The following is a 22713-nucleotide window of genomic DNA, read 5'->3' as shown; positions in this document are numbered from 1 at the left end:
ATTTTGACAATTAATTTTTCATGTCAATAAGATTAATTGCCAATCTTACATTAATTACCAATCTTACGATGTTTCACACGCTTGGGCGTGGCATCATCGCCCAACTGTTTCTTACGGTAGGCTTCATATTCTGAATAGTTCCCATCAAACCAAACTGGACCTTCTTCTTCAAATGCCAAAATGTGCGTGGCAATGCGGTCTAAGAACCAACGGTCATGCGACACCACCATGACCGTGCCAGGAAATACCTCCACTGCTTCTTCTAAAGCACGCAAAGTCTCAACATCAAGGTCATTTGATGGCTCATCGAGCAACAAGACATTCGCCCCTTGTTTTAAGGTTTTGGCAAGTTGCAAACGATTACGCTCACCCCCTGATAAGCTCCCCACTCGTTTTTGTTGGTCTTGCCCTTTAAAGTTAAAGCGTCCAATATAAGCACGGCTAGGTGTGGTGTATTCACCAACGGTAATCATGTCCAAACCGTCAGAAACCTCTTCCCATACGGTTTTATTGTCGTCAAGCTCATCACGCACTTGCCCAACATAAGCGACTTTCACACTCTCACCCAATTCAACTGAGCCTGAGTCTGGCATGTCTTTGCCAGTAATCATATTAAATAATGTGGTCTTACCCGCTCCGTTAGGACCGATAATGCCAACTATCGCCATCGGTGGCACAACAAAGCTTAGGTTTTCGTATAACAAACGATCGCCAAAAGATTTTGAGATGTTATTAACTTCAATGACTTTATTGCCCAAACGGGGTCCTGGTGGAATATAAATTTCGGCAGTTTCGTTGCGTTGCTGGAATTCTTTTGAGTTCAATTCTTCAAAGCGTTGCAGACGAGATTTGGACTTGGCTTGCTGTCCTTTTTGGTTTTTGCGAACCCATTCCAACTCTTTTTGTAAGGCTTTAGCAAAGGCTTCTTCTTGCTTTTGTTGCTCTTCTAGGCGTTTATTTTTTTGTTCAAGCCATTCGGTATAGTTGCCTTGGTAAGGATAACCATGACCACGATCAAGCTCAAGTATCCATTGGGCAACATTATCTAAAAAATATCGATCGTGGGTAATCGCTACAATTGTGCCAGAATAGTCATGCAAAAAATGCTCAAGCCAAGCGACACTTTCGGCATCTAAGTGGTTGGTTGGCTCATCAAGCAACAACATATCAGGCTTAGACAACAGCAGACGACACAGGGCAACACGGCGTTTTTCACCGCCTGATAACTTGCTGACATCTGCGTCCCAAGGTGGTAGACGCAAGGCATCGGCAGCTTTTTCGAGTTGGGTATTTAGGTTGTGAGCGTCCCAAGCAGTGATGATGTCTTCCATTTTGCCTTGCTCTTCTGCCAGTTTATCAAAATTGGCATCTGGCAGCGCATATTCACCATAGATTTCATTAAGGCGGTCTAAGGCATCTAAAGCTTCACGCACACCATCTTCCACATTACCACGCACGTCTTTATTTGGGTCAAGTTGTGGCTCTTGTGGCAGATAGCCCACTTTAATCCCAGGTTGTGGACGAGCTTCTCCTGAATAATCAGTATCAACCCCTGCCATGATGCGTAATAAGGTGGATTTACCCGCCCCATTCAAACCCAAAACACCAATTTTTGCTCCTGGGAAGAAGGATAAATTGATGTTTTTAAGAATTTCACGCTTGGGTGGAATGAGTTTTGACACATTGTTCATGGTGTAAATGTATTGAGCCATAAGTATGTTACCTATTTGCATTCGGTTATATTTTATTCGGTCATCATCAATGTTGCAGATACCAAGACATATTGTTGATGACATTCGCTGTTATGATGTTGTTGCTATTATTACATTGTTACCAAGCAAGAGCAATCTTTTACAGATGGATTGAGTCTTTTGTGTTTAAAAAAACAAATCTAATTTATGAAATAATTAAATTTTTCAAATTTATAATAAATAACTATAATGAAAGTGTGGCATTGCTCATGTATCAAGTTTATCAACAGCTTTATTAAAAGTCTTTATTAATGAAAAGGTGCGTGAGAAAGTGTAAAAAAGTTACGTGAGCTTGTCTACATCGATAGACCCAACATGATAAAACTTAAAGTCATGAAACCTAAAGTGGAGAACACCATGCAAAATATGAAATGCCCTTATGACCATACCAACTTGACCATGAGTAATGGTGCGCCTGTCCCAAGCAATCAAGATTCAATGACCGCAGGTGCCAGAGGGCCGCTGCTTGCCCAAGATTTATGGCTCAATGAAAAATTAGCCGACTTTGCCCGTGAGGTCATTCCAGAACGCCGCATGCACGCCAAAGGCTCAGGCGCATTTGGCACATTCACGGTAACGCACGACATCACCCAATACACCCGTGCTAAGATTTTTAGCGAAGTTGGCAAAAAAACTGAAATGTTCGCTCGTTTTACCACCGTAGCAGGTGAGCGGGGGGCGGCTGATGCTGAGCGTGATATTCGTGGTTTTGCCTTAAAATTTTATACCGAAGAGGGTAATTGGGACATGGTGGGTAATAACACGCCTGTTTTCTTTTTAAGAGACCCAAAAAAATTCCCTGATTTAAATAAAGCGGTCAAACGAGACCCACGCACCAACATGCGTTCTGCCACCAATAACTGGGATTTTTGGACACTGCTGCCAGAGGCGTTTCATCAGGTTACCATTGTGATGAGCGACCGTGGCATTCCTAAATCTTACCGTCATATGCACGGCTTTGGCTCGCACACTTATAGCTTTATCAATGCTGACAATGAACGCTTTTGGGTCAAATTTCACTTTCGCACCCAACAAGGCATTGAAAATTTGACAGATGCTGAAGCTGAAATGGTGGTTGGTAAAGACCGTGAGAGCAATCAGCGTGATTTGTTTGACGCCATTGAGCGTGGCGATTTCCCAAAATGGACAATGTATGTGCAAATCATGCCAGAAACCGATGCCCAAACTGTGCCTTATCACCCATTTGATTTAACCAAAGTGTGGCCAAAAGGCGACTATCCGCTCATTGAAGTGGGTGAGTTTGAGTTAAATAAAAACCCTGAAAACTTCTTTTTAGATGTTGAACAATCCGCTTTTGCCCCAAGCAACCTAGTCCCGGGCATCAGTGTGTCCCCTGACCGTATGCTCCAAGCACGCCTATTTAACTATGCTGATGCCCAGCGTTATCGCTTGGGTGTCAATCGTAACCAAATTCCAGTGAATGCTCCACGCTGTCCTGTGTACTCAAACCAAAGAGATGGTCAAGGGCGAGTGGGTGATAATTATGGCGGACGACCACATTATGAACCAAACAGCTTTGGACAATGGCAAGACCAACCACATTTGGCTGAGCCAGCATTAAAAATTCATGGCGATGCTAAGTTTTGGGATTATCGTGAGAATGATGATGATTATTTTAGCCAACCCAGAGCCTTGTTTGAGTTGATGAGCGATGAGCAAAAACAGGCGTTGTTTGGTAATACGGCTCGTGCGATGGGCGATGCCCCTGATTTTATTAAATACCGCCATATCCGTAATTGCGATAAATGCCACCCTGATTATGCCATGGGTGTGGCCAAAGCGTTAGGCCTTACGGTTGAAGATGCCAAAAATGCCCGTGAGACCGACCCTGCTCGCCATCTGCCCAGCTTTTTATAAGCCATTGGTCATTCTTTGGTCATTGATAACAGGTTAAATCAATGACCAATCATAAATATCAAACAATAACAGCCACCTAAATCACAACATTAGGTGGCTTTTTATCAAGCGTCTTCAATGGTTGAAACACTAGGTTACAAAGAAGTATAATCAAATATGAATCGAAAGAAAGTCACCATTTAAGGACATGAACATGACCGACATCACGCACAACCACCAAGCCAACCGTTTTGAGCTTATCCAAGATGGTCAAACTGCTTATATCAGCTATCAAGCATCAGACGATACTTTGACATATGACCATACCATCGTGCCTGACTTATTAAGCGGTCAAGGTATTGGCTCACAACTGGTCAAACATGCCCTTGATTATGCTGATGAACAAAACAAAAAAATAATCCCACACTGTTCGTTTGTCGCTCACTATATCAACAAGCACCCCAAATATCAAAAATTACTCAAATAACCCATCAACCCACAATAAAAGCAATGCCTTGGAGTTCCTTTATGAGCCACTTAACCGACGACCAAGTTGCCTTACAATTACAAGATTTAATGGGCTGGGTCAAAGACGGTAATGCCATCAGCATTACCTATCAATTTGCTGATTTTGTGCAAGCCATCAGCTTTATGACCGAGGTGGCATTTTATGCCGAAAGTTTGGGGCATTATCCAAATTGGCATCATCATTATAATTTGGTAAAAATACAACTCACCACCCACGATGTCAATGGCATCACCAGTCATGACATTCGATTGGCAAAAAAAATGCACGACATCGCTCGCACCAAGCGACTGGCAAATGAAGCAAGCGTTGATTGACACTTACTTACAAGCACATGCAAAGATGGGGTTGGCTAAGGTTTAATGGGTTATTGACCAATCACCTGCTCATCAATACACTGGTCAATACATGTGCGTAATTTTTGCCCAGCTCTAAAAGTTACCACACGCCGGGCTGAAATGGTGACTTCTTCGCCCGTTTTCGGATTCCGCCCCCGTCTGGGCGTTTTGTCTTTTAGTTCAAAATTACCAAAACCAGACAGACGTATGTCTTTGCCTTCAATCAAAATCTCTGCCATCTGTTCAAACACTGTGTTCACCACGCAACGGGCTTCTTGCTTGGTCAGACCTTGCTCAGACATCAAGCTTTCAATCAAGTCCATCTTTGTTAGGGTGCCCATGTTAGGATATCCATGCTTGACTTTGTTTGCTCTGTTTTTTGCTCTGCTTTATCATTGATATGTTGCCATATGTTAATTGCCATGATGTTGCTTATCAAAAGTTAATATCAACCTTGCAAAAAGTTAATGCAAGGTTAAGGTTAGCTGTCTCGCAACACTGCTTGATGCTCTTTTATCAACGCTTCCACAACGGTTTGTGTTAAGGTGGCTACTGACACATCATCTAGCGTATTATTGATGTCTTGATACACTAAGGCAAACGCCAATGAACGTTGCCCTGTTGGCACATGTTCACCTGCGTAAACATCAAATAACCAAGAATCCACCAACAATTCTCCTGCTGACTGTCTGATGGTGTCAGTTAATGACTGTAAGGCAATGTCTGCATTCACTAAGATGGCAATATCACGCCGTACTTGGGGAAATTTGCTTAAAGGAGTGATGTGGATGGCGTCTTTACCAAACTCAATCAATGCCTCACTTGCCAGCTGTGCCACCCATGTGGTTGGTAAATCCAGAGCATTGGCAATGCTTGGGTGTAGCTGTCCTAACCACCCAATCGCTTGACCATTCACATAGATATCGGCACTTTGCCCTGGGTGCAAAAATGCCCACTGGCTACGTTGATACATCAGACGTGATGATGATTCACCATTGTGGCCAGCACCAACATTAACCCAGTTGTTGGGAAATAGACGCTCAATGTCATGTTTTAAATCAAAAAAATCCATCGTACGGCTGGTGTTCATGGACGCATTGCGTTCTGATTCTGCCGTACCAACCGCCACCAAGGCAATGCTTGGCGTTTGCTTCAACTGTGCCACATTCGAACCGACAAAAGTGAGTCCAGTTTCAAAAAGACGCACTCGTGATTGTTGGCGATTTAGATTAAACTGCACACTTGGCAGTAGGCTAGACAACAAAGTACGACGCATCACCGCCAAATCACTTGAAATTGGATTGGCAAGTGTCAGCATCGCTCCTAAATCATCATCATTGAGTGTTTGCTCAAGCTTGGCATCACTAAAACTAAACGTCACCGCTTCGGCATATCCTGCTTCAACCAAACGCATCTTTAAGTCAAACAACCGATCATCATGGTCATCATATCGCATGTTAACCATCAGCCTAGGCAACTGATTGCTGATGTTGTCATAACCATAAATGCGAGCAATCTCTTCAATCAAATCTTCTGGCAAGCTCAAATCATAACGCCAAGATGGTGGCGTGCATTGCAGATGGGTTTTGTTGTCTGTCACAACAAGCCCAAGTTGCTTTAAAATTCGCTCAATTTCTGAGCGCTCAATATCAACGCCAAGCAATTTTTGTACTTGCTCTAATCTTAAATCAATGGCAAGTCGCTTGGGCAGTTTATCTTGCACTTTAACTTCACTCACCACACCAAGTTGACCGCCAGCAATGTCTTTGAGTAATTGGACTGCTCGTGATAATGCCATCTGTGGCAACTCAAAGTCTACACCCCGCTCAAAGCGTTGTGACGCATCGGTGTGCAAACCAAAGCGACGAGCCCGCCCTGCAAGTGCCAATGGGGCAAAAAATGCACTTTCTAGCACCACATTGGTGGTGGTGTCTGTGACGGCAGTACGTTTGCCCCCCATGATACCAGCCAAGGCAATCGCTCCTTTGTCATCAGCTATCACCAACTCATCGCCTGTCAATGTGATGTCATCATCATTGAGTAAAGTCAGACGTTCTTGCGGTTTGGCAAGACGTACCACGATTTGTCCGTTAATTTGGTCTTTATCAAAAGCATGTAGAGGCTGACCCAGCTCTATCAACACATAGTTGGTAACATCTACCAAAAAGTTATGTGTGCGAAACCCAGACTGCAACAAGGCATCTAGCATCCATTTTGGGGTGGCAACATCACGGTCAATATTCAGTACAGGCTGTGCCAAATATAGAGGGCATTGCTCAATTGCCATCACTTGCACATCTTGGGCATCAGGTAGGCTTGGCGTTAGGGTGGTGATTTTGGGAACAATCAATGGTAAATTATTAATCACTGCAAGCTCTCGAGCAATGCCACGCACGCTAAAACAATCACCACGGTTGGGCGTGATAGAAATGTCCAGCACTTGGTTATCTAAACCCAAATACTCACGAATATCCATGCCAACAGGGGCATCATCTGGCAGGTGCAACAGACCATCCACCCCATCATCGCAATCTATCTCACTGCTACCACACAGCATGCCTTGTGATTCAACGCCACGAAGTTTGGATTTTTTGATTTGAAAGGGTTTGCCATTTAATCCATCTGGATTGGGTAATTGTGCACCAATGGTTGCCAAAGGGGCTTTCATACCCACCTGCACATTAGGAGCTCCGCAAACAATTTGTACTTGCTCACTGCCTGTATTGACTTGTGCAACCTTTAGTTTATCAGCATTTGGGTGTGGTTCAACACTGATGACCTCAGCTACCACCACACCATTAAAATCTTTGGCAACGGCATATTTATCATCAACTTCCAACCCAGCCATGGTCAGCTGTTCAGCTAAGGCATCACCATCAATATTGGGACTCACCCACTGGCGTAACCAGTTTTCACTAATTTTCATCGTTGAGTTTCTCTAAATTTGTTCATTTTAAGGTGGTTGTTTAAGTTAAGGTGATTGTTTAAGGTGATTATCCTTTTAAACACTAAGCAAACTGCCTTAAAAATCTTAAGTCATTTTGATAAAACAATCGTAAGTCATCAATGCCATAATACAGCATGGCAAATCGCTCAATGCCCATACCAAAAGCAAAGCCTGAATACATATCTGAATCAATGCCACAATTTTTTAACACTTGCGGATGCACCATGCCACAGCCCATCACCTCTAACCATTTGCCACTGGCAGATAAAATATCCACCTCCGCTGATGGTTCGGTAAATGGGAAAAACGACGGACGAAAACGCACACTGACTTCTTTGGCAAAAAAGGCATTCAAAAATTCATGAATAACCCCTTTTAACTCAGCAAAGTTACTGTTTTCACTCACCATTAAGCCCTCAAGCTGATGAAACATCGGTGAATGTGTTTGGTCATAATCGTGACGATACACACGCCCAGGGCAAATGATGCGAATGGGCGGTGTGCTGTTTTGCATTGTGCGTATCTGTACATTACTGGTATGGGTGCGTAACAAATAATGGGCATCAAAATAAAAGGTATCGTGCATGGCACGAGCAGGGTGATGCTCAGGAATGTTCAATGCCTCAAAATTATAATAGTCATTCTCCACTTCAGGGCCTGTCGCCACGCTAAAGCCTGCTTGCTTAAAAAACTGTTGCATGCGTCTGGCAGTCAGCGTGATGGGGTGTAATTGTCCACGTTCACGCCCACGAGCTGGCAGTGTGATGTCCACACTTTCTTGCGTTAATTTACGTTGTAAGGTAATGGCATCTAGTGTTTGTTTTTGTTCATCAAGTGCTTGCTGAATGTCGCTGCGTAGCTGATGTAACCATTGTCCATAGTTTTTTTTGTCATCAGCAGACAGCTTGCCCATTTGTTTTGACCATGTGGTGATATGGCTTTTTTTACCTGTCAATATGACACGCACTGTTTGCAAATCCTGTGGATTGGTTGTTGTGTTAATCAAAACTTGAGCATCTTGGCTAAATTTATCAAACTGCTCTTGATTTAAATCGGTCAAGGTATCGGAATATGCTTCTAATGAATTGGTCATGGTGTTGGTCATAAAATGGCATCGGTTCAGTGAATAAAACTTAAATGTATAAAACTTAAATGTATAAAACTTAACGTATATATAAAAATGGCGTATGAAAAAAACAGCGTGTAAAAAACTGGTGATAAAAAACGGACAATCCGCTATTTTAAAGCGTTTAACTAGGAATGTAAATGTACGTTACAAGATTTGTAACAATATGTAACCATGTATGTTACCGTATCAAACAAACTCATAAATAGACTAAAAAAAGCGTGGAATGATTGTCAACTAACAGCGGTCAATTAACGACGGTCAACTACAATCGCATTGGTATGCCTTGTTTTGCCATAAAGCGTTTGGCTTCGCCCACTGTGAATTCGCCAAAATGAAAGATACTGGCCGCTAATACGGCATCTGCACCACCTTGTATGATGCCATCTGCCAGATGTTGCAAATTACCCACACCGCCTGAAGCAATCACAGGGACAGTCACACTGTCGGTGATGGCTTGCATCAACATCAAGTCATAGCCTTGGCGTGTGCCATCACCGTCCATGCTGGTGATGAGTATCTCACCTGCCCCAAGCTGTGCCATCTTGCTTGCCCATTGAACCGCATCAATGCCTGTGGCTTTGCGTCCGCCATGGGTAAAAATCTCCCAACGGGGTTGCTGGTTTATGTCGCTTACCCGTTTGGCATCTATTGCCACCACAATACATTGACTGCCAAAACGGTCAGCTGCTTCACCAACAAAGTCAGGGGTAAATACGGCAGCTGAATTAATCGCCACTTTATCCGCTCCAGCATTGAGTAGAGTGCGAATGTCCACCATTTGGCGCACACCACCGCCCACGGTCAGCGGTACAAAAACCGTTTGAGCCATTCGTTCAACCGTATGGTAAGTGGTATCACGTCCGTGGTGGGTGGCGGTGATGTCCAAAAAAGTAATCTCGTCCGCCCCTTGTTCATCATAACGCTTGGCAACTTCCACAGGGTCACCTGCGTCTTTAATGTCAATAAATTGTACGCCTTTGACCACACGACCGTTGTCAACATCTAGGCAGGGAATAATGCGTTTGGCTAGCATGGGTATCTCAAACTGTTTTAGGATAGGTTAAAATTCATGAAATGACGAATCATGTTATTGACATACTTTTTAGTGGTTGGTGGTTGGGTCTTGTGTTGCCATCGATGCCAAAATGTCTTTATCAATCACGTCCACACGTCCAGTTGTTCATTATTGGATTGCTTGGTATTATCTTGCAAATGCTAATCATGCTTAGGGTGTTCTCTAAGCAAACTCAATCCAAGACAAAATAAATTCAAAACATATTGTGTTTTATCCGTATAATGATGCCAAATACTATCATATTTTGTATTGTCATATTTTATCAATTTAGGACAGCTCATGTCGGTATATACCCAGTTATCTGAACAGCAGTTCATCGAATTTTGTCAAGCATTTGGCGTGGATTTTGCCCATGCCACACCCATTACTCAAGGCATCAAAAATTCAAATTGGTTCATTCAAACCACCCATGATAAAACAAATGAGCCATCTTTTGTGTTTACTTTATTTGAAGAACGTAAACCGCATGAAATTCAAAAAATGGCAATTATCCTAAACAAACTCAAAGACAAGCTGCCTGTTGCCACCCCTCTTAAAGCCAATAATGGTGAGTTTTTGCTCTATTTTGACAACAAAGCCATTACCCTTGCCCCAAAGTTATCAGGCAATCACCCCACCCACATCACATCTGATATGTGCATGCAAATGGGGCAAGCGTTGGCAACGTTGCATGATGGCTTACAAACACTTATCCCTGCTGAGCATTATGGCGTGGCGCTGTATCCTTGGCATTTGGTCAAAGACCGTGAAACCAAGTTTATGCCAAAAGACGAAGCCAAATTAATGAATGACATTTGGCAGGCGTATGACAATGTGATTAAAAGCGATGTAACTAAAAACGATGTAACCAACAGCGATGTGGCACATGGTGGTTTGCCCAAAGGCTTGTGCCATTTGGACATGTTTGCAGATAATACGCTGTGGGATTTTACGGGTGATACACCAAAGCTGACAGGACTGCTTGATTTTACCGAGGTGTCTGTTGAGCATTATCTGATGGACATTGCCATCACCATCAACGATTTTTGTACCACATGGGGCAATGCCAATGACGGCGAGAGCGTGAATTTTAACACGGACAAAATGACTGCTTTTATAGATGGCTATGAGAGTGTCCGCCCCTTAACGGACAACGAAAAAACCGCCTTGCCTGTGATGCTTGCCTACTCTGCCACCATTTTTTGGCTTTTGCGACTAAATGTCATTTATTACAACCGTGAACAAGGACGCACAGGTGATAACATCATGGTCAAAAATCCCGACTTGATGAAACGCTTGGCAAGTCATCATTGGGCAAAGGTGCAATAATCATGTGTCAACTGCTTGGAATGAATGCCAACACCCCCACCGACATTGGATTTAGCTTTACAGGGTTTAGAAAGCGTGGCGGACTTACTGACCATCATGAAGATGGCTTTGGCGTTGCGTTTTTTGAGCGGACAGCATTGGGTGATATTGGGCTTCGTCAGTTTCATGATGATAAACCCAGCCATTTATCGCCTGTGGCTGATTTGGTGAATCATTATCCCATTGAAGCAATGAATGTGATTGCCCATATTCGCAAGGCAACCACAGGGGGTCATGGACTTGCCAATATTCATCCTTTTGTGCGAGAAGTGTGGGGAGAGCAATGGGCATTTGCCCATAATGGGCAGATGAGCGCCGACTTCATCAACCGCCTGCATCGACTCAATGCGAACGGTAACGCCCAATACTACCAGCCTGTTGGGGATACCGATTCAGAGCTGGTATTTTGCTACCTACTCAATCGGCTAAAGTCCACCTTTAAACACCGCCCTGACGACACCAGATTATTTGCCTTTCTCATTGCCCAATGTCGCTACCTATCCGTTGGTGGATTATTTAACTGTCTAATCTCTAACGGTGATTGGCATTTGGCTTATGCAGGCAGTTTGTTGTTTTATTTGACACGCAAAGCGCCCTTTGGTGAAGCCAGACTTGCTGATGATGATTTGTCCATTAACTTTAAAGACGTCACATCAGCCACCGATTGCGTTACCATCATCACCACCATACCATTAACCAACAATGAACAATGGCAACAGCTTGCGGTTAATGAGTGCCTTATCTTCCGACAAGGACGCATGGTTCACCAAGACCTACCCAGCAAAAAAACATACCTAAGCATTGATGATGGCATTACTTTGGCCAGGCAAGTGGGAGCAAGCGTGTGATGGGTCATGGTCATATTGGTACAATCGATGCCATCTTTGCCAAGCAATCTTTGCCAACTTGTCTATACAATTATATGAGCAACATGCTATAGTGCAGAAAAATCACCATCATCCACATCACCACATTACCATGACGATTAGGACACCAATATGGACATTGACTTAACCCAACTTAAGCAACTCATCGCCATTGCTGAGAATGCCAACATTGGACAGCTTGAGATAAGCGATGGCGACCAACGCATCAGCATCATCTGTCAGTCGCCCATATTTACGTTACTGCCCGCCTTTAACACCGCATCGAGTTTGGTGGCGCCCCAACACCATCAAGCCCACACCCCATCATCTTTAGATGCGACCGCCCCTACTGTGTCTGCTTCACACATGTCTGCTTCTGATGTCTCTTGCTCAGACAATTTAAATCCAAATGCGTCAAATCCAAGCACATCAAGCCCTGCCATCTCCAGTGCTGATGTTACCAATATCATCACCGTCACTTCGCCCATGGTTGGTACGTTTTATCGCAGTGCCGAACCTGACACACCCCCTTTTGTTAACGAAGGCGATGATGTGGCAGTGGGCGACACCTTGTGCATTGTTGAAGCCATGAAAATATTACACGAAGTCAAAGCTGAGCAAGCAGGCAAAATCCAACACATCACCGTCAATGACGGCGATATGGTCGAATATGGGCAGACGCTCTTTGAACTACAGCCAACAGGGGTATAGCGATGTTTAACAAAATATTGATTGCCAATCGGGGTGAGATTGCCTTACGCATTGTCCGAGCTTGCCAACAAATGGGTATCCAATCGGTGGTGGTGCATTCTGACGCTGACCGTGATTCTTTGCCTGTCAAACTTGCTGATGAAAGCGTGTGCATCGGACCTGCCAAGGCGAGTGCCAGCTACCTTAATCATGATGCCATCATTTCTGCTGCTGAAATCACAGGGGCTGGGGCGATTCATCCTGGTTATGGCTTTTTGTCCGAAAATGCCGACTTTGCCGAGCGGGTAGAACGGGCAGGGCTGATATTCATCGGACCACCATCAGACTGCATTCGCAAAATGGGTGATAAAGTCGCTGCTAAGCAGACCATGATTGCCGCTGGTGTGCCTGTGGTACCAGGGTCAAAAGGGGCGTTGCCCGATGACGATGACGAAATCGAACGCATCGCCGACCAAGTGGGGTATCCAGTCATCATCAAAGCCGCTGGTGGTGGCGGTGGTCGGGGCATGAGAGTGGTTGAAGACAGAGCCAAACTGCTGTCTGCGGTAACCATGACCAAAAACGAGGCCAACACTGCCTTTGGCAATCCTGTGGTATACCTTGAACGCTACCTAAAAAAGCCTCGCCACATCGAAATTCAAGTGTTGGCTGACCGTTTTGGCAACGCCATTCATTTGGGTGAGCGAGACTGCTCCATGCAACGTCGTCACCAAAAAGTCATCGAAGAAGCCCCTGCTCCTGACATCACCAAAGAGCAACGAGAGCAGATTGGGCAAGCGTGTGTTACTGCCTGCCAGCAGATGGGGTATGTTGGGGCAGGCACGTTTGAGTTTTTATATGAAGATGGTGAATTTTTCTTTATCGAAGTCAACACACGCATTCAGGTTGAGCATCCCATCACTGAGCTGATTACAGGCATCGACATTGTGCGTGAGCAAATCCGAGTGGGGACAGGCGAAGTACTCAGTTATCAGCAGTCTGACATTGAGCTGATAGGACATGCCTTTGAATGTCGCATTAACGCTGAGCATCCGTTCACGTCATTGCCCAGCCCTGGGGTGGTGAGTGCGTGCCATTTTCCAGCAGGTTTTGGGGTGCGTATGGACACGCATCTGTATGCAGGCTATCGCATTCCCACCAGTTATGACAGCTTAATAGGCAAACTGTGCGTTCATGACCACAGCCGTGATGCCGCCATCAAAAAAATGCAGGCTGCTCTAAGTGAGCTGTCCATTGATGGCATTCAACACAACAAGGCGTTGCATCAAGCGTTGTTTGCTGATGAAAATTTTGGGCAAGGTGGCACAAGTATCCACTATCTTAGCCATTGGTTAGAAAATCATGACAACCACACGACAGCCAAATGACAGCCACACGCACGACAGGGAACATTCATCATGGCACAGATTCAAAAAGACACCATAAAAACGCCACCGCAAGACAGCTTACAACCCAAATCACTCACCAAACCACCAAGCAAACCTGTCAGCAAAGCATCAGCGAAAGCCAAGCTTCATTTTAAAATCAGCAATGCCCATTGTTTGATTGGCTTTTTTATTGACCCATTGGACAAAAAGCAAGCAGGACAAGCCGCCAACTTAGTGAACCAACAAGCTTGCTGGGCATTGCAACCGCATATCCAAGCCATGCAAGGTGTGTTGGAAGTTGTGCCAGGCATGAACGCCCTAACTGTCTATACCCACTCGTTAAGCTTGCTTGAGCTACAACAACTACAAAAAAAACTCAATGCCTTAGACATCAGTGAGTTTTTGGGTGGTGATGAGTGCAAAGACACCAAAGACATCATTAAAATCCCTGTCATCTATGGCGGTGAGGCAGGTCCTGATTTGGTGGACAGTGCCAAATGTTTGGGCATGACCCCAGCCGAGCTGGTCGAAGCCCACACAAAGCCAATTTATACCGTGTATTTTATGGGCTTTCAACCTGGTTTTCCGTATTTGGGCGGTCTGCCTGAACACTTACATTTACCAAGGCACGCCAACCCTCGCACCAAAGTGCCAGCAGGGTCGGTTGGTATCGGTGGGCAACAAACGGGGGTCTATCCTTTTGCTTCACCTGGGGGCTGGCAGCTGTTGGGTCGTACCGATGACAAATTATTTGACATTCATGCCACCCCTCCCACTCGCTTACAAGCAGGTGACCGTTTACAGTTTGTGGCGACTCAAATTATTGATGAAGGGCGTGTCAATTAAAGGAGTTTTTGACCAAACGACTGCCAATTAAAGGATAGCCAATTAAAGGATAATAGCATGAGAATAGACAAACTGACAGGCATCTGTAGTGTACAAGATTTGGGGCGAATCGGTCATCGCAGTCAAGGAATCCGTCGTAATGGGGCAATGGACGCTTGGTCACTGATGGCAGGTAACGCCTTACTCAAAAACCCAACCAACACCCCAGCCATTGAACTGACCATGGCGGTGGTAACCTTAAGCTTTGATTGTCAGGTGAGCTTTTGTCTGACAGGGGCCCAATATGAAGCCTATCTGGACGGTGAGCAAATTCGTAATTATTGGCGTGTGCAAGCCCACGCAGGGCAAACGCTGGAGCTTAAAAGGGCGGTCACAGGTTTGCATGGTTATCTGTGCATACAAGGCGGTTTAAACATGCAGTCGGTTCTGGGGTCTGCCAGTACCGACATTCAAGCAGGATTTGGTGGTTATCAAGGACGGTTGCTACAGGCAGGAGATGATTTTGAGCTGACCGATCAGTTTGAGCTTGCCACCATTGGCATTGCCAGCCTGCCTGCTCAAGACACAATCCGCATCAGTAAAAACAGTGAATACGATGCTTTTACCGCCAACGCCCATCAGCAGTTGGAAAGCCAAGCCTACAAGCTGTTGCCATCAAGCAGTCGTATGGGCTATCGCCTAGAGGGCAATCATGCCCTAACGCTCAAGTCAGAACTACAAATGCCCTCACACGGAGTTGATGTGGGCATGATACAAGTACCACCCAATGGTCAGCCAATTGTATTGATGGCAGACGCTCAGACCACAGGGGGCTACCCTAAAATTGCCTCAGTGATTGAAGCAGATTTGGGGTTGCTTGCTCAGACCCGTTTTGGGCAGACGTGTCGGTTTGCTGTGGTGTCGCTGGGTGATGCCATCATTGCTCGCAATCAGCGACTGCTTTATATTGATAGAATTCGGAGATATGCCAATGCCAACTGATACCACAAGCCATGCCAACCCCAAAACACCCACACTGTCCATTGATTTAAATGCTGACGTTGCCGAAGGGTGTGGTCAAGATGAGCGACTGATGAGCATCATCAGCTCCGCCAACATCTGCTGTGGACTGCATGCTGGGTCAGTTGCTGACATTCATCAAACCTTGCAATTTGCCAAACATCACGGCGTGCAAGTGGGGGCCCACCCAAGCCTAGATGACAGAGCCAATTTTGGTCGAGTGGCACAACAGTTAAACGCCGACGCTTATCACGCTTTGATGAGCTATCAGCTTGGGGCAATGCAAGCCATGTGTGACTTGCACGGTCTTAAACTGGCTTATGTCAAGCCACATGGGGCGTTGTATAATCAAGCCGCCAGTGATGAACATTTGGCAGAAATTTTGGTCAAACAGCTAAAAGCTTTTAACCCAGAGCTGGCACTGATGGGGCTGGCTGGCAGTCAGATGATTGCCGTTGCCGAGTCGTTGGGCGTGGCGGTCATTCGTGAAGCCTTTGCTGACCGTCGCTACACCGATGCAGGCACGTTGGTATCTCGAACCAAGCCACACGCCGTCATCGCCAACGAAGAAGAAGCGGTACAACAAGTCCTTGGTATGGTGCAGGCAGGTCACATCATCACTGAATCAGGAAAAACACTAAGCACCCAGATTGACAGCATCTGCTTGCATGGCGATAACGAACACGCCATCGCCTTTGCCAAGCAAATCAAGCAAGCATTGCAACAGCATGGCATCGCCATCAAGCCGTTGGCGATTTAGCTTTATATCTTATATCCCACACGTACACAGACAAAGGATTGTTTATGCAACCACACAAACTCAATACCGCTAATAAATCCGCCATTTTAGGGGCGGCATTTTTGATGGCAACCTCAGCGGTTGGGCCAGGCTTTTTGACCCAAACCGCCACTTTCACCGAATCACTGCTTGCCAGTTTTGGTTTTGTGATTTTGCTGTCCATCATCATGGACATTGGCGTACAACTCAATGTTTGGCGAGTGGTGGCGGTGTCTCGCTTAAGGGCTCAAGAGCTTGCCAACAGGGTCTTTCCGGGGGTGGGCTATCTGCTGTCGTTGCTCATCATCATGGGTGGCTTGGCGTTTAATATCGGTAACATCGGTGGGGCGGGGCTTGGCATGGAGTCCATGTTTGGCTTATCGCCGATTGTCGGGGCGTTGATTAGTGGTGTGATTGCCGTTGCCATCTTTTTGAGCAAAGAAGCTGGCTCACTTATGGACAGATTTGCTCAGCTTATGGGCTTTATCTTAATCATGTTGGTCATTTATGTGATGTTCCAGTCTCAGCCACCTGTGGCAGAAGCAACGGTAAAAACCTTTGTGCCTGATACCTTAGATGCGATGGCGATTGTTACGTTGGTTGGTGGCACGGTTGGCGGATACATCACTTTTTCAGGGGCTCATCGTTTGTTAGATGCTGGCATCAGTGGGCAAGAAAACTTAAGCGAAGTTACCAAAAGCTCAGTAACAGGCATCATCATCGCCTCCATCGTGCGTGTGTTTTTGTTTTTAGCGGTATTGGGCGTGGTCAGCCAAGGAGTTAAACTTGACCCAAGCAACCCAGCACTGACCCCATTTAGCCATGTGCTTGGTCATGTGGGACAAATCATCTTTGGCATGGTCATTTGGGCTGCTTCCATCACCTCAGTGATTGGTTGTGCCTACACATCTGTGTCATTCATGACCAACTTACACCCCATCATCCGTGATAACAGTCGTTATTTTATCATTGGCTTTATTGCTGTATCGACCTTGGTGTTCTCAACCATCGGTAAGCCTGCCACGGTGTTGGTGTTGGTGGGTACATTAAATGGCTTGGTATTGCCCATCGCCCTAATCATCGTGCTGATTGCCGCTTATCGAAGTAACATTGTGGGCGATTATCAGCACCCCAAATGGATTGCCTTTTTTGGTTGGTTGATTGCCATTGCCATGAGCATCTTAAGTGCCATGACCATCGCTAAGTATTTGGGCTTGACAGGTTAATCTGATAAGGTAAGTAAAACAGATAAGGAAGTGTGATGAACATCGACATTCAGCAAGTACAACACATTGTCAATTTGGTGAATCAATCACCCATTCAAGGCTTGAGCATCAGTGATGGACAACAGTCTTTACAGATTAACAAATGGACCACACCGCAGCCAATGACGTCATTGGCTCAGCCAAGTCGCTCAAACAATTCAAATAACAGCCCATTTTTGGCAAGCACACCCCAAAAATCTCAAAACAAACGGTCAAACAGCAAAAGCAAAGCAAATAGCGAACCATCAGGCGGACTGGGTGGGCAGATTGCCAACACTCGAGATGTGGACACAGGTCGCATCATTGCTGCCAATCATGTGGGCTATTTACGACTGCGTGCCGATGATGTCACCTCCGTTTTGGTAAAAGTGGGCGATACCGTGAGCAAAGGGCAAACCCTTGCCTATGTCCAATCCACCGTTAAGATGTTGCCAGTTACCGCCAATATTTCGGGGCAAATCACCGATATATTGGCGAATGATGGTGATAAAATTGAATATGGGCAGGCGTTATTTGCCTTAGCAAGGGATTAACATCATTTTATTTTGCCATCTGTCATCATTTTGACAGCATTCATTGATAGCCGAACGTGATTGATTTGATAGGCTCACAAAGGTGATGACTAAATCATCGCTTTTTTTATCAACAGCCAACTGATTGGATCGCTGAGCGTTGCCCAAAATTGACCAAATGAAGGAGCAATAAACCATAATGTGGCGACCAAAGCATATAAAATCGCATACCGCCATGGGTATTTGGATTGATAAAACTTCATCGCTGTGCCTGAAGAGCGTTTTATTTTTAGCCCCAGCAGATTGACACTGTACAATTCATCTAAAATCAGATGCACAAGGCTGCCCAAAAACAGCATGCTGCCATAAAACCAACTGATGAATGCCGAATTGGCAAAGCCATAAAAGTTTAAGCAAACCAATGCCAGCCCCAACAATGCCATAAATGGTACTGAGTGAATCATGCCCCGATGCACCGTTACCCGACCAAATACCCAAAATAACCCATAACGCACCAGCACATAGCCCACCGCCCAAGTGATGAGCATGGCGATAAACGATAACTGCTCTCGCCAATGGCTCAATACCGCAAACACCACCATAATTGACAGCAGATTAAACCCCATTTTGGCTGGGGTTGATTTGTCCGAATCAATGTCAGGCAGCAAGCTGCCAACCGTACCAATTAAGGTGGCGGTGGCAAATTCATTGTCCGATATTGTGCCTGCCTTAAAGCTGAGCAACGCCAACACGCCACTGACCACAAAACCCACGCTCACATGGGTATGAAAATTTGCCACGGATTATTGAACTTTTTTGGGCTGCAAGTCAATCACCTCACCCTTGACGTCGATGCTGTCATCACTCATCAAACACACATAAGCAGGCATCAACTCTTCAGGTGTTTTTAAAGTCATGGGATTTTCACCCGGATAAGCATGGGCTCGCATGTTGGTACGAGTGGCCCCCGGATTTAGGCAATTAAAACGCAGTTTGGTGGTGCTTTTGGTCTCTTGTGTCCAAATATCACTGAGACCCTCCACGCCTTGCTTAGACAGCGCATACGCCCCCCAAAATGCCCTTGGCACAGACCCCACAGAGCTTGTGGTAAAGACCACGGACGCATGGTTGGCAGACTTTAATAAGTCAAATAACGCTTGTGTCAGCATGAATGGAGCGGTGAAATTGACTTTCATCACCTGTTCAAAGGTAATCACATCATACATCTCCAATGGGGTCAATGCCCCCAATGTCCCTGCATTGTGCAAAATGCCGTGCAACTGTGCCACTTCATTGCCGATGAGCTTGGCAAGCTGTTGCATTTCTGCATGACTTGCTCCCTCTAAGTTCATGGGCAAAATGGCAGGTTGCTCACCACCAAAATCTTCAATTTCGTCATAAACGCATTCTAACTTACTTGTGGTTTTACCCAGCAACAGTACCGTTGCGCCATAACGTGCATAAGTCAATGCTGCCACACGCCCAATGCCATCACCTGCCCCTGTTACAAGGATATTTTTGCCTTTTAGACAATGAGATTGTGGCTGATAATTGCGAATGTCATCATGTGTTATTGTCATTTTTCTTAAAAGCCCCCATCAAAAAAATTCTGTCATAAATAATCAAAGCGATTAGAACCAAGTAACGTTACCAACTCTTTTGGCGTATTGACGATAAAATCCGCTTGCCAAGCAGGCAGATTGTCTTTATCTTCAGGTGGCAGATAACCATATGCCGCCAAAACCGTTATCATACCAGCAGCATTGCCTGCTTGGATATCACGAAGGTGGTCGCCCACATAGATGATTGAACCTGCCATGGCACGTGGCATCGCCAGTTTTTCCATTGCCAAATACATGGGTTCTGGGTCAGGTTTACTGCGGGCAACGTCATCAGGACAGACCAAGACAGCACAACGATGAGTCAAGCCCAGTGCATCAAGCAGTTTTTCTGCCAAATATCTGGGCTTATTGGTAACAATGCCCCAAGGTGTGCCTTGTCTTTCTAATTCTTTGAGCTTATCATCTAGACCTGCAAATATTTGGCTGTCTACACAGATGTCTTGTTCATAAATGTCTAAAAACTCTTGACGATAGGACTGTATTTTTGGGTCGTCATCAGCAACTTTCGCCAATTCTTCGCCAAACATCAATTTAACCATTGCCTTTGCTCCTGCAGACACCTGCTCTCGTATGGCAGTATCCGTAGGGCATGGGTGATTATGTTTGGCACACATCACTTGAATGATGCGAATAAAATCATTGGCAGTGTCAATCAATGTGCCGTCTAAGTCAAATAGCACAGCTTTGATATATTGTTGATTCATCATGGATTACTCAAAACAAATTGTTGATTTTTTATCAAGGTCATTTCTTTATCTTTATCAGGGCAATTTTTTGACAGCCATCATATAATTGACATCGACATTTTGTGCCAGCCAATAGCGTTTGGTCAGTGGGTTATAATGCAGTCCAATCAAATCATGACGGATAAATCCTGCATGCGTTGCCATGCTGTCAAGCTCAGCTGGGGTAATGAATTTGTCATAATCATGTGTTCCTTTGTCCAACAGTCTTAGCACATATTCTGCCCCAATAATGGCAAACAGATAGGCTTTTGGGTTTCGGTTGATGGTAGACAGCACGCACACCCCATTGGGTTTTAATAAGTCAAAACATGCTTTCACAATGCTGGCAGGGTCTGGCACATGCTCAAGCATTTCCATGCAAGTCACCACGTCAAACTGCTCTGGTTGACTTTGAGCCAGTGTCTCAACAGCAACATGTTGATAATCAAGGGTGTCCGTCAAACCTGTTTTGGCAGCATGAACGCTGGCGGCTTTTAGATTTTCTTCCCCCAAATCTAGCCCTGTTACCACCGCCCCACGGCGAGCCATGGACTCTGCTAAGATGCCACCCCCACAACCAACATCTAACACCCGCTTGCCTGCCAAGCCACTGCCTAAAACGTGTCGCACATTGTCTTCAATCCAGCTTAACCGCAACGGATTGATGTCATGCAACGTGGCAAACGCCCCTTGTCGACTCCACCATTCATCTGCCAGACGAGTAAATTTACCCACTTCAGCGGCATCAACATTGACCGAATGAGCATTGGGCATGGCGTTGGTGTTAACGTTGGTATTAACGTTGGCATTAGCATTGGCATTAATATTGGTACTAACATTGGTATCAGACACGTGCATGGTGTGTTCCATCATAATGGTTGTCAAGAAGATGACTTTGGTTGATTTTGGTTGATATGGTTGTCAAGAATGGTTATGAACATGGTCATCATTCTAGCAAATTTCTACCACAAATAAATCAATGAATGTCAGAGACAAACAAGAAAAGCAGCATCAACAATTCTTTACGGCAAATCATGGACAAAATGGGTTATCCTAAACTGGTATCATATTGTAAATTTAACTCATCGTGCGTAATTCTCCACCTATAATCTTTGATTTAGGTGGAGATGTAAGCACGGAGCGACCTAAGCAGGCGTTAGCTGATGTGGCAGGACTTGCTACTGTGTAAAGAGTTCCCTCATGCCGATACTATTCAGCGATGGTGGCATGACGAAGGGTAACAACTCAATCTAAGCTTGGGTTGTTATGGGTCGCAAGGATTCTCACGCCTACCGCTAGGTTTGGTGGTGGGAGTATGTCAATACAAAACGTCAAAATCAAACCTTGATGCAAAATTTAGACACAAAACAACATAGGAGCATTTATGAAACTTGCCTTTAATCTCGCCGCCACCGCCTTGGCTGTTGGCATCAGCATGGTGGGCATCACCGCCCACGCCGCCACCTTTCAAGAAGGCACGGATTACCATGTATTAGACAATCCAGACAACATCAAAGGCGACAACGTGGTGGTGCGTGAGTTTTTTTGGTATGGTTGCCCACACTGCTATTCACTTGAACCACACATGGATAAGTGGCTAAAATCCAAGCCTGCTGATGTGGCATTTTTCCGTACCCCTGCCGCCATGAACCCAGTATGGGAAACCAACGCTCGTGGCTTTTATGCTGCACAACTGATGGGCCATGAAGACAAAACCCATATCCAACTATTTGATGCCATTCACAAAGGCAACGAACGTCCTTTTGACAAAGCGTCCTTAACCAACTGGTATACCGCTCAAGGTCTGGATAAAGGCAAATTCTCTGGATTGTATGACTCATTTGCTGTCAACGCTCGCATTGCTCGTACTCAAGAAGCCTCACAACGATATGGCCTCACAGGTGTGCCTGCGGTGGTGGTGCATGGCAAATATGTGGTACAAGGAGAAAGCGAAAAAGTACCGCAAGTGGTGGATTTTTTAATTGATAAGGTGCGTGCAGAGAACAAACAATAAATAAGTGCTTGAAATAAATGCTTGTTACCCTATATCTA

At 45.2% G+C, this 22713-nt stretch carries 22 protein-coding genes; 13 read left to right on the top strand and 9 right to left on the bottom strand.

Annotated features, from left to right (window positions below; genetic code table 11):
- Positions 1 to 50: 50 nt before the first annotated feature.
- A complete protein-coding gene (ettA, locus tag WDM69_RS00595; protein ID WP_338755475.1) occupies positions 51 to 1712 on the bottom strand; it encodes an energy-dependent translational throttle protein EttA in 1662 nt (553 codons plus the stop codon).
- A gap of 396 nt (positions 1713 to 2108) precedes the next feature.
- Here ettA and WDM69_RS00590 point away from each other — a divergent pair, with 396 nt between their 5' ends.
- From WDM69_RS00590 to WDM69_RS00580, 3 genes are all read left to right on the top strand, one after another.
- Complete coding sequence (locus tag WDM69_RS00590) at positions 2109 to 3629, top strand: catalase (protein WP_338755924.1); 1521 nt, start codon at positions 2109 to 2111, stop codon at positions 3627 to 3629.
- A 193-nt stretch (positions 3630 to 3822) separates the two neighbouring features.
- Complete coding sequence (locus WDM69_RS00585; protein WP_078307679.1) at positions 3823 to 4095, top strand: GNAT family N-acetyltransferase; 273 nt, start codon at positions 3823 to 3825, stop codon at positions 4093 to 4095.
- Positions 4096 to 4136: 41 nt separating this feature from the next.
- Complete coding sequence (locus WDM69_RS00580) at positions 4137 to 4451, top strand: 4a-hydroxytetrahydrobiopterin dehydratase (RefSeq protein ID WP_078307681.1); 315 nt, start codon at positions 4137 to 4139, stop codon at positions 4449 to 4451.
- Between the two features lie 50 nt (positions 4452 to 4501).
- Here the strand turns inward: WDM69_RS00580 and WDM69_RS00575 are convergent, their stop codons facing one another.
- The 4 genes from WDM69_RS00575 to hisF form a co-directional block, all read right to left on the bottom strand.
- Entirely contained in the window at positions 4502 to 4813 is a 312-nt protein-coding gene (locus WDM69_RS00575; protein WP_078307682.1) for an integration host factor subunit alpha, read from the bottom strand.
- Between the two features lie 140 nt (positions 4814 to 4953).
- Positions 4954 to 7398, bottom strand: coding sequence for a phenylalanine--tRNA ligase subunit beta (gene pheT, locus WDM69_RS00570; protein ID WP_338755474.1), 2445 nt, complete (start codon positions 7396 to 7398; stop codon positions 4954 to 4956).
- Between the two features lie 82 nt (positions 7399 to 7480).
- Positions 7481 to 8512: a phenylalanine--tRNA ligase subunit alpha gene (pheS, locus tag WDM69_RS00565; protein ID WP_205760116.1), complete on the bottom strand. Its 1032-nt coding sequence runs from the start codon at positions 8510 to 8512 to the stop codon at positions 7481 to 7483.
- Between the two features lie 298 nt (positions 8513 to 8810).
- Positions 8811 to 9581, bottom strand: coding sequence for an imidazole glycerol phosphate synthase subunit HisF (gene hisF, locus WDM69_RS00560; protein WP_078307687.1), 771 nt, complete (start codon positions 9579 to 9581; stop codon positions 8811 to 8813).
- Positions 9582 to 9902: 321 nt separating this feature from the next.
- Between hisF and WDM69_RS00555 the strand changes: the two genes are divergently transcribed.
- The 9 genes from WDM69_RS00555 (at position 9903) to WDM69_RS00515 (ending at position 18335) form a co-directional block, all read left to right on the top strand.
- Complete coding sequence (locus tag WDM69_RS00555; RefSeq protein ID WP_078307693.1) at positions 9903 to 10931, top strand: homoserine kinase; 1029 nt, start codon at positions 9903 to 9905, stop codon at positions 10929 to 10931.
- Positions 10932 to 10933: 2 nt separating this feature from the next.
- Complete coding sequence (locus tag WDM69_RS00550; protein WP_078307694.1) at positions 10934 to 11818, top strand: class II glutamine amidotransferase; 885 nt, start codon at positions 10934 to 10936, stop codon at positions 11816 to 11818.
- Positions 11819 to 11968: 150 nt separating this feature from the next.
- The gene (locus WDM69_RS00545) at positions 11969 to 12547 is read left to right on the top strand and encodes an acetyl-CoA carboxylase biotin carboxyl carrier protein (protein WP_078307695.1); all 579 of its coding nucleotides are present in this window, start codon (positions 11969 to 11971) and stop codon (positions 12545 to 12547) included.
- Between the two features lie 2 nt (positions 12548 to 12549).
- A complete protein-coding gene (gene accC, locus WDM69_RS00540; RefSeq protein ID WP_338755472.1) occupies positions 12550 to 13914 on the top strand; it encodes an acetyl-CoA carboxylase biotin carboxylase subunit in 1365 nt (454 codons plus the stop codon).
- Between the two features lie 30 nt (positions 13915 to 13944).
- Complete coding sequence (gene pxpB, locus WDM69_RS00535; RefSeq protein WP_338755471.1) at positions 13945 to 14760, top strand: 5-oxoprolinase subunit PxpB; 816 nt, start codon at positions 13945 to 13947, stop codon at positions 14758 to 14760.
- Positions 14761 to 14817: 57 nt separating this feature from the next.
- Positions 14818 to 15741: a biotin-dependent carboxyltransferase family protein gene (locus WDM69_RS00530; RefSeq protein ID WP_338755470.1), complete on the top strand. Its 924-nt coding sequence runs from the start codon at positions 14818 to 14820 to the stop codon at positions 15739 to 15741.
- Entirely contained in the window at positions 15731 to 16519 is a 789-nt protein-coding gene (locus WDM69_RS00525) for a 5-oxoprolinase subunit PxpA (RefSeq protein ID WP_338755469.1), read from the top strand. The genes WDM69_RS00530 and WDM69_RS00525 overlap by 11 nt, the downstream gene beginning before the upstream one ends.
- A gap of 44 nt (positions 16520 to 16563) precedes the next feature.
- Complete coding sequence (locus tag WDM69_RS00520) at positions 16564 to 17763, top strand: NRAMP family divalent metal transporter (RefSeq protein ID WP_338755468.1); 1200 nt, start codon at positions 16564 to 16566, stop codon at positions 17761 to 17763.
- A gap of 35 nt (positions 17764 to 17798) precedes the next feature.
- Positions 17799 to 18335: an acetyl-CoA carboxylase biotin carboxyl carrier protein gene (locus WDM69_RS00515; RefSeq protein ID WP_338755467.1), complete on the top strand. Its 537-nt coding sequence runs from the start codon at positions 17799 to 17801 to the stop codon at positions 18333 to 18335.
- A gap of 89 nt (positions 18336 to 18424) precedes the next feature.
- Here WDM69_RS00515 and WDM69_RS00510 read toward each other — a convergent pair whose 3' ends face one another.
- From WDM69_RS00510 to ubiG, 4 genes are read right to left on the bottom strand one after another with little or no spacing between them, the layout of a single operon-like run.
- Positions 18425 to 19114: a metal-dependent hydrolase gene (locus WDM69_RS00510; RefSeq protein ID WP_338755466.1), complete on the bottom strand. Its 690-nt coding sequence runs from the start codon at positions 19112 to 19114 to the stop codon at positions 18425 to 18427.
- Between the two features lie 3 nt (positions 19115 to 19117).
- Complete coding sequence (locus WDM69_RS00505; protein ID WP_338755465.1) at positions 19118 to 19894, bottom strand: YciK family oxidoreductase; 777 nt, start codon at positions 19892 to 19894, stop codon at positions 19118 to 19120.
- Between the two features lie 32 nt (positions 19895 to 19926).
- Positions 19927 to 20640, bottom strand: coding sequence for an HAD family hydrolase (locus tag WDM69_RS00500; protein ID WP_078307787.1), 714 nt, complete (start codon positions 20638 to 20640; stop codon positions 19927 to 19929).
- Between the two features lie 57 nt (positions 20641 to 20697).
- Positions 20698 to 21435, bottom strand: a complete 738-nt coding sequence (gene ubiG / locus WDM69_RS00495; RefSeq protein WP_338755923.1) for a bifunctional 2-polyprenyl-6-hydroxyphenol methylase/3-demethylubiquinol 3-O-methyltransferase UbiG — start codon at positions 21433 to 21435, stop codon at positions 20698 to 20700.
- 610 nt (positions 21436 to 22045) lie between these two features.
- Between ubiG and WDM69_RS00490 the strand changes: the two genes are divergently transcribed.
- The gene (locus WDM69_RS00490; RefSeq protein WP_078307709.1) at positions 22046 to 22675 is read left to right on the top strand and encodes a thiol:disulfide interchange protein DsbA/DsbL; all 630 of its coding nucleotides are present in this window, start codon (positions 22046 to 22048) and stop codon (positions 22673 to 22675) included.
- Positions 22676 to 22713 lie beyond the last annotated feature (38 nt).

This window comes from Lwoffella lincolnii, from assembly GCF_037201985.1.
In the GTDB taxonomy this organism is placed as follows: Bacteria; Pseudomonadota; Gammaproteobacteria; order Pseudomonadales; family Moraxellaceae; genus Psychrobacter; species Psychrobacter lincolnii.
Note: the sequence above shows the minus strand (reverse complement) of the source record. Positions and strands in the feature narration are given on the sequence as shown.

Excerpts from the sequence above, each read along its gene's own strand:
- ettA (WP_338755475.1), bottom strand. The coding sequence starts at position 1,712 with ATGGCTCAATACATTTACACCATGAACAATGTGTCAAAACTCATTCCA.
- WDM69_RS00590 (WP_338755924.1), top strand. The coding sequence starts at position 2,109 with ATGCAAAATATGAAATGCCCTTATGACCATACCAACTTGACCATGAGT.
- WDM69_RS00585 (WP_078307679.1), top strand. The coding sequence starts at position 3,823 with ATGACCGACATCACGCACAACCACCAAGCCAACCGTTTTGAGCTTATC.
- WDM69_RS00580 (WP_078307681.1), top strand. The coding sequence starts at position 4,137 with ATGAGCCACTTAACCGACGACCAAGTTGCCTTACAATTACAAGATTTA.
- WDM69_RS00575 (WP_078307682.1), bottom strand. The coding sequence starts at position 4,813 with ATGGGCACCCTAACAAAGATGGACTTGATTGAAAGCTTGATGTCTGAG.
- pheT (WP_338755474.1), bottom strand. The coding sequence starts at position 7,398 with ATGAAAATTAGTGAAAACTGGTTACGCCAGTGGGTGAGTCCCAATATT.
- pheS (WP_205760116.1), bottom strand. The coding sequence starts at position 8,512 with ATGACCAATTCATTAGAAGCATATTCCGATACCTTGACCGATTTAAAT.
- hisF (WP_078307687.1), bottom strand. The coding sequence starts at position 9,581 with ATGCTAGCCAAACGCATTATTCCCTGCCTAGATGTTGACAACGGTCGT.
- WDM69_RS00555 (WP_078307693.1), top strand. The coding sequence starts at position 9,903 with ATGTCGGTATATACCCAGTTATCTGAACAGCAGTTCATCGAATTTTGT.
- WDM69_RS00550 (WP_078307694.1), top strand. The coding sequence starts at position 10,934 with ATGTGTCAACTGCTTGGAATGAATGCCAACACCCCCACCGACATTGGA.
- WDM69_RS00545 (WP_078307695.1), top strand. The coding sequence starts at position 11,969 with ATGGACATTGACTTAACCCAACTTAAGCAACTCATCGCCATTGCTGAG.
- accC (WP_338755472.1), top strand. The coding sequence starts at position 12,550 with ATGTTTAACAAAATATTGATTGCCAATCGGGGTGAGATTGCCTTACGC.
- pxpB (WP_338755471.1), top strand. The coding sequence starts at position 13,945 with ATGGCACAGATTCAAAAAGACACCATAAAAACGCCACCGCAAGACAGC.
- WDM69_RS00530 (WP_338755470.1), top strand. The coding sequence starts at position 14,818 with ATGAGAATAGACAAACTGACAGGCATCTGTAGTGTACAAGATTTGGGG.
- WDM69_RS00525 (WP_338755469.1), top strand. The coding sequence starts at position 15,731 with ATGCCAACTGATACCACAAGCCATGCCAACCCCAAAACACCCACACTG.
- WDM69_RS00520 (WP_338755468.1), top strand. The coding sequence starts at position 16,564 with ATGCAACCACACAAACTCAATACCGCTAATAAATCCGCCATTTTAGGG.
- WDM69_RS00515 (WP_338755467.1), top strand. The coding sequence starts at position 17,799 with ATGAACATCGACATTCAGCAAGTACAACACATTGTCAATTTGGTGAAT.
- WDM69_RS00505 (WP_338755465.1), bottom strand. The coding sequence starts at position 19,894 with ATGACAATAACACATGATGACATTCGCAATTATCAGCCACAATCTCAT.
- WDM69_RS00500 (WP_078307787.1), bottom strand. The coding sequence starts at position 20,640 with ATGAATCAACAATATATCAAAGCTGTGCTATTTGACTTAGACGGCACA.
- ubiG (WP_338755923.1), bottom strand. The coding sequence starts at position 21,435 with ATGCCCAATGCTCATTCGGTCAATGTTGATGCCGCTGAAGTGGGTAAA.
- WDM69_RS00490 (WP_078307709.1), top strand. The coding sequence starts at position 22,046 with ATGAAACTTGCCTTTAATCTCGCCGCCACCGCCTTGGCTGTTGGCATC.